Source organism: Pseudomonas sp. BJa3, assembly GCF_026343815.1.
GTDB lineage: Bacteria > Pseudomonadota > Gammaproteobacteria > Pseudomonadales > Pseudomonadaceae > Aquipseudomonas > Aquipseudomonas soli.
The window spans coordinates 21,344-33,592 of record NZ_JAOXMC010000010.1 but is presented as its reverse complement, the minus strand read 5'-3'; the positions used below and the strand labels follow the sequence as shown (position 1 = coordinate 33,592).

Below are 12,249 nucleotides of genomic sequence, written 5' to 3'. Positions count from 1 at the left end.
CTAGACTGTTGCCGACTCACAGAAGGAAGCCCCCATGCGCGCCCTGTTGTTCAGCAGCCAGCACTACGACCAGGAAAGCTTCACCCGCGCCGCCAGCGCGGACGCCCTGGAGCTGCACTACCAGTCCGCCCGCCTGACCCTGGACACCGCCGCCCTCGCCCAGGGCTTCGAAGTGGTGTGCGCCTTCATTAACGATGAACTCGACGCCCAGGTCCTACAGCGCCTGGCCGCTGGCGGCACGCGCCTGATCGCCCTGCGCTCGGCCGGCTACAACCACGTCGACCTGGCTGCCGCGCAGCGCCTCGGGCTCAGCGTGGTGCGCGTGCCGGCCTACTCGCCGCACGCCGTCGCCGAACATGCCGTGGCCCTGATCCTGGCCCTCAACCGCCGCCTACACCGCGCCTACAACCGCACCCGCGAAGGTGATTTCACCCTGCACGGCCTGACCGGCTTCGACCTGCACGGCAAGACCGTCGGCGTGGTCGGCACCGGCCAGATCGGCGCGGCCTTCGCCCGCATCATGGCCGGTTTCGGCTGCCAGCTGCTGGCCTACGACCCCTACCCCAACCCTGAGCTGGTCGCCCTCGGCGCCCGCTACCTGGAGCTGCCCGAGCTGCTGCGCCAGACACGTATCATCAGCCTGCACTGCCCGCTGACCGAACATACCCGCCACCTGATCAATGCCCAGAGCCTGGCCCAGCTGCAGCCCGGCACCATGCTGATCAACACCGGCCGCGGCGCGCTGGTCGACACCCCGGCACTGATCGACGCGCTCAAGAGCGGCCAGCTCGGCTACCTGGGGCTAGATGTGTATGAAGAAGAGGCGCAGCTGTTCTTCGAAGACCGCTCCGACTTGCCGCTGCAGGACGACGTGCTGGCACGGCTGCTGACCTTCCCCAACGTGATCGTCACCGCGCACCAGGCGTTTCTTACCCGCGAGGCCCTGGATGCCATCGCGGCCATCACCCTGGACAACATCGCCCGCTGGGCGGCAGGCAATCCGCAGAATCTGGTCACGGGATGATGCTAGGATACGCGGCATTTCTGGAGGACCCATGGTCGAACACGATTTCCGCTACACCCTTTTCAACCCGCAACACACCCTGATCGAGTGCCGCGCGCTGGTACCGGGCCGCTATCAGGTCACCGGCAACGGCGGCTCGATCCAGAAAGGCGACGCACTGCTGGTTTCGCTCAAAGGCAGCAAAACCCTGTCCATGCGCCTGACCGTGGACAGCGTACGCCACCTGATCAACCCCACCGGGCAGTGGGTGGCCGTGGCCCAGGGGCCAGTATTCAACGAACTGGAAATCCACGAGTGGCAGGTCAAGTGTGATGGCTGCGACGCGGTGCTGGACTTCGAGTTCGCCACCGAAGCCAAGCTCGGCAAAAAGGGCCACGCCCCGGCAGCCACCGCCCGTGTCCAGGAGCTGGGCTGGGCCAGCCAGGGCGACAAGCACCTGTGCCCGCAGTGCCAGGAGCGAGCCTGAGTGAAACAGCTGCTGACCGGCGTGCTGATCGCCACTGGCCTGATGGGCTGCGCGTCGCAACCTTCGAAGCTGCAGCAGGAGCAAAGCTACCTGCTGGAGTGGATCGGTGAACGCCCGCTGATCGACTACAGCCACCTGACCCTGACCCTGGCCAGCGATGGTCGTGCCTATGGCAATGCCGGCTGCAACCACTGGTTCGCGCCCTATACGCTGGACGGCGAGCACTTAAGCTTCGGCAAGGTCGGCAAGACCCGCAAGCTATGCGCGCCAGCGCTGATGGACCAGGAGAAACGCTTCCTGCAGGCGCTGGAAACGGTGCAGCGCTGGGACGTGTCGCCAATCGAGCAGATCCGCTTCTGGCCGGCCGAGGGCAAGCCGCTGCGGTTCTGGCCTGAGGAAGGCTGAAACCATCGCGGGGCAAGCCCGCTCCTACGTGGGAGCGACGGTGCGCCGATGCGACTTGCCCCGCGATGCAGGGTTCAGGCGCCGCCTTTCAACGCCTTGATCTTGGCCTGCAAACCCTCGAGGGTCTGCTCGCCCAGCAGTTGCTCGCGCACCTTGCCCTTGTCATCGATGATATAGGTCACCGGCAGCGCCTCGCTGCGCGGCAGCTCATAGCGCTCGGCCGGGTCTTGCGCGAGCACGGTGAAGCCGATGCCGAGGGTCTCGGCGGCGGCCTTGAGGTCGGCGCCCTGCAAGCCATCGAAGTTCACCCCCAGCACCTTGATGCCCTCGGCATCCCACTGCTTCGCCGCAGCATTGAGCTCGGGGATTTCGGTACGGCACGGGCCGCACCATTCGGCCCAGTAGTTGAGCACCAGCCAGTGCCCCTCGACCTGTTCGGCCTTCACCGTATTGCCGTGCTGGTCCACGCCGTAGTCCGCACCGCAGCCGCCGAGCAGCAGGCTCGCGGTGATGGCCAGTGCAGCTGCCAAACGCCTTGCCATGGGTCAATCCTTCTCGAAGTTTTCAAGCATTGAAGTCGGTCGCTGCGGTTAGAATAGCCGCCACACCCAGCTGGATGCGACCCGTCATGACCGATCTGACCCTCTATCATAACCCGCGCTGCTCGAAATCCCGCGGCGCCCTGGAACTGCTCGAGGCACGCGGCCTCGCACCGACCATCGTGCGCTATCTCGAGACCCCGCCGGACGCCGCCACCCTCGAACAGCTGCTTGCCAAGCTGGGCATCGGCGCGCGCCAACTGCTGCGCACCGGCGAAGACGAATACAAGGCCCTGGAGCTGGCCAACCCTGCCCTGAGCGACGCTCAGTTGATCAAGGCGATGGTCGAGCATCCCAAGCTGATCGAACGCCCGATCCTGGTCGCAGGCAACAAGGCCGTGATCGGTCGCCCACCCGAGAAGGTCCTGGAGATCCTGCCGTGAGCGAACCCTACATCCTGGTGCTGTACTACAGCCGCCACGGCTCGACCAGCGAGATGGCCCGGCATATTGCCCGCGGCGTCGAGATGGCCGGCATGGAGGCACGCCTGCGCACGGTGCCGGCGATCTCCACGGAGTGCGAAGCCGTGGCCCCGGACATCCCGGCCAGCGGCGCGCTGTACGCCACCCTCGACGACCTGCGCCACTGCGCGGGCCTGGCCATGGGCAGCCCGACCCGCTTCGGCAACATGGCCGCGCCGCTCAAGTACTTCCTCGACGGTACCAGCAGCCTGTGGCTGGGCGGCGAACTGGTGGGCAAGCCGGCGGCGGTGTTCACTTCCACCGCCAGCCTGCACGGCGGCCAGGAAACCACCCTGCTGTCGATGCTGCTGCCGCTGATGCACCACGGCATGCTGGTCACCGGCCTGCCCTACAGCGAGTCGGCGCTGCTCGATACCCGCGGCGGCGGCACCCCGTACGGCGCCAGCCACCATGCCGGCGCCGACGGCAAGCGCGAGCTGGACCAGCACGAGATCACCCTGTGCCGCGCCCTCGGCCAACGCCTGGCCAACACCGCCAAGGCCCTGGGTGGCCAGCGTGGCTAGAAAACCCAAGGTGCTGCCGCCGCTGGAGTGGCTCGCCCCACGCGTACGGCTGACCCGCGCCCTGAGCCTGGCCTGCTTCTTCGGCCTGATCGCCCTGCTGGTGGTGAACAACCTGTGGTTCGCCAACCTGCACGGGGCGCGGGTCGAGGTGATCCTGGCCATCGAGCTGATCCCCCTGCTGCTGTTGCTGCCGGGCATGCTGATGGGCAGCGCCCGGGCGCATGCCTGGACCTGCTTCGTGGTCAATATGTACTTCATCAAGGGCGTGCTGGCCGCCTTCGACCCCGCCCGAGCACTGTTCGGCTGGGTCGAAGTGCTGGTGAGCCTGGGGCTGTTCGTCAGCGGCTTGCTGTTCGTGCGCTGGAAGTTCCAGCAGGATCGACGCCTGGCCGGCGAGGGTGCCTGACCGTATCGGGGCCGCATTGCGGCCCCGGCGATCTCAATGGTTGACGGTATGCGCCAACATCACCGACAACTGGCACAGCGGCCGCCCGCTTTCGGCATGCCACTGGTTGAACGCCTGCTGCACCAGTGCCAGGTCACGCAGGCTGGTCGGCGGCTTGTCGATGATCTTCTGGGCGATCAACGCGGCGGCCATGTCGTCGGTGGGGATGAAGGTGTCCTTGCCGACCATGCGCAGGAAACGCGGCGCCGACAACCCGCCCAGCTGGTTGCCATGCTTGGCCAGGTACTTCCACAGCCCGACGATATCGGTCTCGGGCCAGTCGGCGATGAACGCGCCGAAACTGCCCTTCTCCTTCGCCACGTCGAGGATCATCTGCGCATTGCGCGGCACGCTCTTGAGCTTGCCCAGGTGGCGGATGATGCGCTCGTCCTGCATCAGTCGCTCCAGGTGCTCGGCGCCCATCAGCACCACTTTCTCCGGGTCGAAGCCAAAGAACACCTGCTCGAACGCCGGCCACTTGGCATCCACCAGGCTGTGCTTGAGCCCGGCGCGGAACACGCGCAGGGCCAGGGTCGACAGGTAGCGGTCGTCGGTGATGTCACGCAGCTGCGCGGGTGTGCGCGGCTGCGGCAGGAAGGCTTCCAGCGCCTGGGCCGAACCGAAGCGGTTCAGGCAGTACTCATGCAACCACTGGTAGTCACGCATAAGGTCAGATGTTCAGCACGTCGAGGAAACGCGGGGTGGCGCTCTCGTCGATCTTCAGGCTGGTGAAGTCGAACAGGTTGCGGTCGGCCAATTGCGACGGGGCGACGTTCTGCAGGGCGCGGAAGATGCTCTCGGTACGGCCAGGGTGCTTGCGCTCCCACTCCACCAGCATGTCCTTGACCACCTGGCGCTGCAGGTTTTCCTGCGAGCCGCACAGGTTGCACGGGATGATCGGGAATTCCTTCATGTCCGAGTAGGCCTGGATGTCCTTCTCGCTGCAGTAGGCCAGCGGGCGGATCACCACGTTGCGCCCGTCATCGGCGCGCAGCTTCGGCGGCATGCCCTTGAGCGCGCCGTTGAAGAACATGTTGAGGAAGAAGGTCTCGACGATGTCGTCGCGGTGGTGCCCCAGGGCCATCTTGGTCGCGCCGATCTCGTCGGCGAAGGTGTACAGGGTGCCGCGGCGCAGGCGCGAGCACAGCGAGCAGGTAGTCTTGCCCTCGGGCACCAGCTCCTTGACCACCGAGTAGGTGTCCTTCTCGACGATGTGGTACTCGACGCCCAGTTCCTTGAGGTAGGCCGGCAGCACGTGCTCGGGGAAGCCCGGCTGCTTCTGGTCCATGTTCACCGCAACGATCTCGAACTTGATCGGCGCCACCTTCTGCAGGTGCAACAGAACGTCGAGCATGGTGTAGCTGTCCTTGCCGCCGGACAGGCAGACCATGACCTTGTCGCCATCCTCGATCATGTTGAAGTCGGTGATGGCTTCGCCGGCGAGGCGACGCAGGCGTTTTTGCAGTTTGTTCTGGTTGACCGAGAGGGTGCCCATAGCGCTTGGATCCGCGAGGTGTGACAAAAGCCGGCTATTTTACGCACAAACCGGGCGGCGCAGTAGGTGAATCCGATAAAGACTTCAAGGGAATCAACAACCGTCCTGACAGCGCGATTTGCTCTAAAAAGCCGGTTTTATGCGGGAATCCGCTTCCTATACTGCGACATAAGGCCACATTGGCGCAGCACCTGGTGTCCTGGCCTCGGGCCATAGGCGCTCCATCCGGGGGGCGTTTGGCAACGACGATAGGAGTGACCCGTATGATTCATCACGTTGTTGGGCTGTTCACCCACCCCGACCAGGAGTGGCGGGAGATTCGTGGCGAGGATGAAAGCATCAGCCACATGTACCTGACACACACGCTGATCCTGGCGGCGATCCCCGCCGTGTCGGCGTTCATCGGCACCACCCAGGTCGGCTGGGTGATCGGCGAGCGGCCAGCCGTGATGCTGACCATGGAAAGCGCATTGTGGATGAGCATCATGTCCTACCTGGCGATGCTCGCAGGCGTGGCGGTGATGGGCGCCTTCATCCACTGGATGGCGCGCACCTACGACGCCAACCCGAGCATGGCGCAGTGCATCGCCTTTGCCACCTACACCGCCACTCCGCTGTTCATCGGCGGCCTTGCGGCGCTGTACCCACACCTGTGGCTGGGCATGCTGATCGGCACGGCGGCGATCTGCTACACCGTGTACCTGCTGTATGTCGGCTTGCCGACCTTCATGAACATACCGTCGGATGAAGGCTTCCTGTTCTCCAGCTCGGTGCTGGCGGTGGGCCTCGTGGTTCTGGTGGCGATCATGGCCGCGACCGTGATCATCTGGGGACTGGGCGTGGGGCCCGTCTATACCAACTGAACGCATACCAACCAGATCCAACCAACACTGGGGCATCACCGGGGCCGCCGCAAGGCGGCCTCGCTTCGTGTGCCTGACCGGCGGCTCGGCAGCCGCCCGTTGCCTGCGGCATAATGCCCGGTCAGGAGAACTACCCCGCCATGCCCGAGCTGCTCAGACAACGCGTCGAAACCTGTTACCAGCAAGCCGAAAACTTCTTCAAACGCCCCTTCCCGCGCCCGCAGGTCAGCTTCAAGCTGCGCGGACAGAAGGCCGGCGTCGCCCACCTGCACGAGAACCTGCTGCGCTTCAACCTGCAGCTGTACCGCGAGAACGCCGAAGACTTCCTGCGCCAGACCGTGGCCCACGAGGTCGCCCACCTGATCGCCCACCAGCTGTTCGGCGAGCGCATCCAGGCCCATGGCGAGGAGTGGCAGTTGATCATGCGCGGGGTGTACGAGCTGCCGCCGAACCGCTGCCACAACTACGAAGTGCAGCGGCGCGTGGCGACACGTTACATCTACCGTTGCCCGTGCCCGGAAAGCGATTTCCCGTTCACCGCCCAGCGCCACAAGCTGGTGCGCCAGGGGCGGCGCTACTTGTGCCGGCGCTGCCGGGAGATCCTGGTATACAGCGGCGAGACCCGGGTCGAATAATCGTCAACGCATCAAAAAGGCGACCCGAGGGTCGCCTTTTCGCATTTCAACTCACGCTCAACGCGCCGGGCCTTCGGCCACGCCCAGGTCGTCGGTCGGACGGGTGTCGATCAGCGGCGAGCCGCCAGACGCCAATTCGGCCTGCAGGGTGTCGGTGTCCAGCTCCTTGACCCACTTGGCCACGACCACGGTGGCCACGGCGTTGCCGATCAGGTTGGTCAGGGCGCGGGCTTCGGACATGAAGCGGTCGATACCCAGGATCAGCGCCAGGCCGGCAACCGGCAGGTGGCCGACGGCCGACAGGGTGGCGGCCAGGACGATGAAGCCGGAACCGGTGACGCCCGCGGCACCCTTGGAGGCCACCAGCAGCACCAGCAGCAGGGTGATCTGGTGGGTGATGTCCATGGTGGTGTCGGTGGCCTGGGCGATGAACACCGCGGCCATGGTCAGGTAGATCGAGGTACCGTCCAGGTTGAACGAGTAGCCGGTCGGGATCACCAGGCCAACCACCGATTTCTTCGCGCCCAGGCGCTCCATCTTGGCCAGCATGCGCGGCAGGGCCGACTCAGAGGAGGAGGTGCCCAGCACGATCAGCAGTTCTTCACGGATGTAGCGGATCAGCTTGATCACGCTGAAGCCGTGGGCGCGGCAGATACCGCCCAGCACCACCAGGACGAACAGCAGGCAAGTGATGTAGAAGCAGGCCATCAGGTAGCCCAGCTGCACCAGCGAACCCACGCCGTATTGGCCGATGGTGAAGGCCATGGCACCGAAGGCGCCGATCGGGGCCAGCTTCATGATCATGTTAATGATGTTGAACATGACATGGGCGAAGCGGTCGATCAGGTCCAGCACCGGTTTGCCGTAGCTGCCCAGGCGGTGCAAGGCGAAGCCGAACAGCACCGAGAACATCAGCACTTGCAGGATGTCGCCGTTGGCGAAGGCGCCGACCACGGTGTTGGGGATGACATTGAGCAGGAAGCCGACGGTGGTCTGCTGCGCGCCGGCGGCGGCATAGGCAGCCACGCTGCTGGCGTTGAGGGTGCTGACGTCGACGTGCATGCCGGCGCCCGGCTGCACCACGTTGACTACCACCAGGCCGATGATCAGGGCGATGGTGGAGACGATCTCGAAGTACAGCAGCGCGTAACCGCCGGTCTTGCCGACCGACTTCATGCTCTGCATGCCCGCGATGCCGCTGACTACGGTGCAGAAGATGATCGGCGCGATGACCATCTTGATCAGCTTGACGAAGCCGTCACCCAAGGGTTTGAGGGCTACGCCGGTTTCCGGGTAGTAGTGGCCGAGCAGGATACCGATGGTGATCGCGACGATCACCTGGACATACAGCGATTTGTACAGCGGCTGACGAGTCGTCATGGCTAGTTTTTCCTCAAGTGGGCCGGCGCATCCTTCCCAGGATGTCGGGGCACCTGAATCGCGAACCCTCCTGTACCCGGAGGGATTTGTCGTTGTGTTCGAGCGCCTGGGCAGGCCTCTGCCAGGTGAATAGCAAGGGCGATGCCAAAGTGCCCGCTTGAGGTGCACAGCCAATGATTACAGGGTGTGAATGCCCCGGTACGGGGCGTAATAGCCGGTGGGAAATGGCGGATTTCCGCCCGATGGCGGAAATCGTACAGGGCAGGTTGGCGGATTTCCGCCCAGCGCGCGCCTACAAGTCTTGCGCGATTTCAATCGAGCCGGAAAGCGATGCGGAACGCAGCCCCGCCCAATTTGGAGTCGCCCAGGCTCAACTCGGCGTCGTAGCTGTCGATGATGTCCTTGACCACCGCGAGGCCGATCCCCTGCCCGGGGTGCTGGCGGTCCAGCCGCTCGCCGCGTTCGAGAATGCGCTCACGCTGGTCGGGCGGCACACCCGGGCCGTCGTCCTCGATCCACAGCTCCAGTTGCCCAGGCGCTTCGCGCAGGCTGACCCGCACCTGTCCCAGGCACAACCGGTAGGCGTTCTCCAGCAGGTTGCCGAGCAGCTCGAGCAAGGCCCCCTGCTCCATCGGCACCCGCGCATCGGCCGGCAGATCGAAACCGACCTCAACGCGTTTGTCGCGATAGACCTTGGCCAAGGTGCTGCACAGGCTGTCGAGCAACGGCTTGAGCTGGACCTGGTGCTTTACCAGGCCACTCTTGCGCAGGCTGGCGCGTTGCAGTTGGTAGTCGATCTGCTGGCTCATGCGCTCGATCTGGCTCTGCAGCACCCGCGCCTGCTCGCGGTCGCCCTGCTCCATGCTCTCGCCCACGCCCTGCAGCACCGCCAGCGGGGTCTTCAGGCTATGGGCCAGGTCGTCGAGCGAGTCGCGGTAGCGCTGGCGCTGTTCGCGCTCGCTGCGCAGCAGGCGGTTGAGCGAGCCGGTCAGGCGCAGCAGCTCGCGCGGGTGCTCGCGGCTCAGTCCATCCCTGGCGCCGCTCTCCACGTCATCCAGCTCGGAGCTGAGCCGGCGCAGCGAGCGCAGGCCCCAGGTCAGGCCGGCCCACAGCAGCACCATCAGCGCCAGCAGCGCCGCGCCGAAGCCGAAGTAGAGTTTCTCGCGCAGGCCATTGAGGGTGTCCTGGTATTCGCGGACCGGTTGCAGGGCGACGATGCTGAACGCCGCACTCTTGCCGCCAAGCAACTTGACCTCGACGTCATAGACGAAGAACTCCTCGCCGTCGTCCTGGTGAATACGCGCGAATTCGTTGCCACGCCCGTCATAGCGCGGGTGATAGTTGATGTTGCGGTTGCGCGTGGCCCGCGACTGCCACACCAGCTTGCCCTGGCGGTCGAAGATGTAGCCGATCAGGCCTGTATACGGCAGGTTGAAGCGTTCGTCCGGCAGCAGCGCCGGCATCTGCAACTGGCCACGCTCTATGCGCGCAGCTGAAATCAGTGTGGTCACGTCCGAGGCCAGGCGTTGCTCGATGGACTCCTGCAACGCCAAGCTGAAGGCCTTCTGCAGCGCCGGCAGCAGCGCCAGCATGAACAGCAGCGCCAGCAACGCCGCCGCCAGCATCAGGCGCACCCGTAGCGAGCGGATCATCGGCAGCGCTCGGTGAACAGGTAGCCCAGGCCACGCACGGTATCGATCGGCTTGAAGCCGTTGTCGCCCTCGAGCTTGCGGCGCAGGCGGCCGACCAGCACCTCGATGACATTCGGGTCGCGCTCCTCGTCATCCGGGTACAGCTGTTCCATCAGGCGGTCCTTGGCCACCACCTGCTGGTGATGACGCATGAGGTACTCGAGGATGCGGTATTCGTAGGCGGTCAGCGCCAGCGGTTGCTCGTCCAGGGTCGCCTGCTTGCGGTTGAGGTCGAGCACCAGCGGGCCGGCGGCGATGGTCGACTGGGTGAAGCCACTGGAGCGGCGCAGCAGGGCGTTCAGGCGCGCCTCCAGCTCTTCGAACTGGAACGGCTTGACCACGTAATCGTCAGCGCCGGCGGCCAGGCCTTCGACCTTGTCCTGCCAGTTGCCACGGGCGGTGAGAATCAGGATCGGAAAGGTCTGGCCAAGGTTGCGCAGCTGACGGATCAGGTCCAGCCCGCTCATGCCCGGCAGGCCCAGGTCGATCACCGCCAGGTCATGGTTGTACTGCTCGGCCTGGTACAAGGCTTCCTCGGCGTTGGCCACCGCCTGCACCACGTGGCCGCCCTCGCCGAGGCGGGTGAACAGGTGATGACGCAGCAGCGCCTCGTCCTCGACCACCAGCAATTTCATGCAGTTCTCCTTCCAATAGCGAATGCCTGTACCGGCCTCATCGCGGGGCATCCTCGCGATGAGGCCGGTACAGGATAACAGCGACCTCAGAACTTGTAGCTCGCCGCCAGGTAGGTCTGTGCGCTGCTGGTCAGGCGCAGGGTGCCGTCCTTCGGCCCGCCGTGGGCGCCGATCTCGGTGGCGGCGTTGCTGCGCAGGTAACGGTAGCCCATCTCCACCGAGGCCTTGTCGGTGATTTCCTGGATCACGCCGGCCTGCAGGCCCACGGCATAGCCGTAGTCGGTGTCGCGGCTGGCGCCCGGCGAGTCCTGGGTCAGCTTGGTCATGCCCAGGGTGCCGCCACCGAACAGCTTGGTGGTATCGCCCACCGGCAGGAACAGGTCGTAGCTGCCGAGCAGGTTTTCCTGGCGCAGCTTGACGCCGCTGTGATCGCCCGAGACGTTGTCGTAGGTCATGTAGTAGCGGCCCTGGTCGTTGATCTTGCCCAGGCGCACGCCCCAGGTGCTGTCCTTGCCGATGATGCCGTCGGCGTTCAGGCCGTCGGTGTTGCGTTGCAACAGGCCGGACTTGCGCACTTTGTCGCTGGTCTGGCCGTAGGTCAGGCTGGCGAAATTGTCATCGGCCTGGGCGGCGGTGGTGAGGCCGGCGGCGCAAACCGCCATGGCGGCGATCAGGGTATTGAGCGTTTTCATGGTTCAGGTACTCCGGGTTGGATGCGTTGTTTCTGTCTGGGGACTAGAGTAGGGAGGGCGCCCTGAACCCCTGCTGAACCCGGCCTGAACCTGGGCTGAACGAACCGAACAAGGAGCTCGACCATGCGTACCCTGCTTGCACTGGCCCTGTTGTGCGGCGCCACCCTCGCCCAGGCGGCGGTGCAGACCCGCGAGATCCGCTACCAGGACGCCGACGGCACCGCGCTGATCGGCTACTACGCCTACGACGACGCCATCAAGGGCAAGCGCCCGGGCGTGGTGGTGGTGCATGAATGGTGGGGGCTGAACGACTACGCCAAGCGCCGCGCCCGCGACCTCGCGGCGCTGGGCTACAACGCCCTGGCCATCGACATGTACGGCGACGGCAAGAACACCGAGCACCCGCAGGATGCCCAAGCGTTCATGGCCGCGGCGATGAAGGACCCAGCGGCCGCCGCCCGGCGCTTCGATGCCGGGCTGGAGCTGCTGAAGATCCAGCCCAACACCAACAAGCACCAGCTGGCGGCCATCGGCTACTGCTTTGGCGGCAAGGTGGTGCTGGACGCGGCGCGCCGCGGTGAGAAGCTCGACGGCGTGGTGAGCTTCCATGGCGCGCTGGTGACCCAGACGCCGGCCAAGCCGGGGGTGATCCGGGCCAAGATCCTTGTGGAGCATGGCGAGGCCGACAGCATGGTCACCCCGCAGCAGGTGGCGGCGTTCAAGGCGGAGATGGATGCGGCCAAGGCCGACTACAAGTTCGTCGGGATCCCGGGGGCCAAGCATGGCTTCACCAACCCGGATGCCGACCGGTTGAGCCATGGCGAGCATGGCGGGCCGGATATCGGCTATGACAAGGCAGCTGACGAGAGCTCATGGAAGGATATGCAGGCGTTCCTCAAGACGGCGTTTGACTGAAGGGCTTGCCCGCGATGAC

At 65.2% G+C, this 12,249-nt stretch carries 16 protein-coding genes; 9 read left to right on the top strand and 7 right to left on the bottom strand.

Features of this window, described 5'->3' with window-relative positions:
• Nucleotides 1-34 precede the first annotated feature (34 nt).
• Genes OH705_RS14245 through OH705_RS14235 form a run of 3 tightly spaced genes read left to right on the top strand, consistent with a single transcriptional unit; the run spans nucleotide 35 to nucleotide 1,895 of the window.
• Nucleotides 35-1,024, top strand: coding sequence for a 2-hydroxyacid dehydrogenase (locus tag OH705_RS14245; RefSeq protein WP_038706628.1), 990 nt, complete (start codon nucleotides 35-37; stop codon nucleotides 1,022-1,024).
• A 31-nt stretch (nucleotides 1,025-1,055) separates the two neighbouring features.
• Nucleotides 1,056-1,490 carry a hypothetical protein gene (locus OH705_RS14240; RefSeq protein WP_023632211.1) on the top strand — a complete coding sequence of 145 codons (435 nt, stop codon included), beginning with the start codon at nucleotides 1,056-1,058 and terminating at the stop codon, nucleotides 1,488-1,490.
• Entirely contained in the window at nucleotides 1,491-1,895 is a 405-nt protein-coding gene (locus OH705_RS14235) for an META domain-containing protein (RefSeq protein ID WP_023632210.1), read from the top strand.
• Between the two features lie 74 nt (nucleotides 1,896-1,969).
• On the opposite strand, the gene OH705_RS14230 is transcribed toward OH705_RS14235, so the two are convergent.
• Nucleotides 1,970-2,437, bottom strand: coding sequence for a TlpA disulfide reductase family protein (locus OH705_RS14230; protein WP_023632209.1), 468 nt, complete (start codon nucleotides 2,435-2,437; stop codon nucleotides 1,970-1,972).
• An 86-nt stretch (nucleotides 2,438-2,523) separates the two neighbouring features.
• Here OH705_RS14230 and arsC point away from each other — a divergent pair, with 86 nt between their 5' ends.
• From arsC to OH705_RS14215, 3 genes are read left to right on the top strand one after another with little or no spacing between them, the layout of a single operon-like run.
• Entirely contained in the window at nucleotides 2,524-2,877 is a 354-nt protein-coding gene (gene arsC, locus OH705_RS14225) for an arsenate reductase (glutaredoxin) (protein WP_023632208.1), read from the top strand.
• Nucleotides 2,874-3,479, top strand: a complete 606-nt coding sequence (wrbA, locus tag OH705_RS14220; RefSeq protein WP_038706629.1) for an NAD(P)H:quinone oxidoreductase — start codon at nucleotides 2,874-2,876, stop codon at nucleotides 3,477-3,479. Before arsC ends, wrbA begins: the two co-directional genes overlap by 4 nt.
• On the top strand, nucleotides 3,472-3,885 hold the full coding sequence (locus tag OH705_RS14215; protein ID WP_267302393.1) for a DUF2069 domain-containing protein: 414 nt from the start codon (nucleotides 3,472-3,474) through the stop codon (nucleotides 3,883-3,885). The genes wrbA and OH705_RS14215 overlap by 8 nt, the downstream gene beginning before the upstream one ends.
• A gap of 33 nt (nucleotides 3,886-3,918) precedes the next feature.
• On the opposite strand, the gene OH705_RS14210 is transcribed toward OH705_RS14215, so the two are convergent.
• Complete coding sequence (locus OH705_RS14210) at nucleotides 3,919-4,590, bottom strand: DNA-3-methyladenine glycosylase I (RefSeq protein ID WP_023630776.1); 672 nt, start codon at nucleotides 4,588-4,590, stop codon at nucleotides 3,919-3,921.
• A 4-nt stretch (nucleotides 4,591-4,594) separates the two neighbouring features.
• Complete coding sequence (ttcA, locus tag OH705_RS14205) at nucleotides 4,595-5,419, bottom strand: tRNA 2-thiocytidine(32) synthetase TtcA (protein ID WP_023630777.1); 825 nt, start codon at nucleotides 5,417-5,419, stop codon at nucleotides 4,595-4,597.
• Nucleotides 5,420-5,682: 263 nt separating this feature from the next.
• Here ttcA and OH705_RS14200 point away from each other — a divergent pair, with 263 nt between their 5' ends.
• Both OH705_RS14200 and OH705_RS14195 read left to right on the top strand, forming a co-directional pair.
• On the top strand, nucleotides 5,683-6,282 hold the full coding sequence (locus tag OH705_RS14200) for a Yip1 family protein (protein ID WP_023630778.1): 600 nt from the start codon (nucleotides 5,683-5,685) through the stop codon (nucleotides 6,280-6,282).
• A gap of 140 nt (nucleotides 6,283-6,422) precedes the next feature.
• A complete protein-coding gene (locus OH705_RS14195; RefSeq protein WP_023630779.1) occupies nucleotides 6,423-6,917 on the top strand; it encodes a SprT family zinc-dependent metalloprotease in 495 nt (164 codons plus the stop codon).
• A gap of 57 nt (nucleotides 6,918-6,974) precedes the next feature.
• Here OH705_RS14195 and OH705_RS14190 read toward each other — a convergent pair whose 3' ends face one another.
• The 4 genes from OH705_RS14190 to OH705_RS14175 all read right to left on the bottom strand — a co-directional run bounded on the left by OH705_RS14190 (nucleotide 6,975) and on the right by OH705_RS14175 (nucleotide 11,315).
• Entirely contained in the window at nucleotides 6,975-8,297 is a 1,323-nt protein-coding gene (locus tag OH705_RS14190) for a dicarboxylate/amino acid:cation symporter (RefSeq protein ID WP_023630780.1), read from the bottom strand.
• Nucleotides 8,298-8,608: 311 nt separating this feature from the next.
• Nucleotides 8,609-9,949 (bottom strand): ATP-binding protein, encoded by a 1,341-nt coding sequence (locus tag OH705_RS14185; protein ID WP_267302392.1) that lies wholly within the window; start codon nucleotides 9,947-9,949, stop codon nucleotides 8,609-8,611.
• Nucleotides 9,946-10,623 carry a response regulator gene (locus OH705_RS14180; protein WP_023632177.1) on the bottom strand — a complete coding sequence of 226 codons (678 nt, stop codon included), beginning with the start codon at nucleotides 10,621-10,623 and terminating at the stop codon, nucleotides 9,946-9,948. Before OH705_RS14180 ends, OH705_RS14185 begins: the two co-directional genes overlap by 4 nt.
• A gap of 86 nt (nucleotides 10,624-10,709) precedes the next feature.
• Complete coding sequence (locus tag OH705_RS14175) at nucleotides 10,710-11,315, bottom strand: outer membrane beta-barrel protein (protein WP_023632176.1); 606 nt, start codon at nucleotides 11,313-11,315, stop codon at nucleotides 10,710-10,712.
• A gap of 123 nt (nucleotides 11,316-11,438) precedes the next feature.
• On the opposite strand from OH705_RS14175, the gene OH705_RS14170 reads away from it, so the two are divergent.
• Complete coding sequence (locus tag OH705_RS14170; RefSeq protein WP_110605704.1) at nucleotides 11,439-12,230, top strand: dienelactone hydrolase family protein; 792 nt, start codon at nucleotides 11,439-11,441, stop codon at nucleotides 12,228-12,230.
• Nucleotides 12,231-12,249 lie beyond the last annotated feature (19 nt).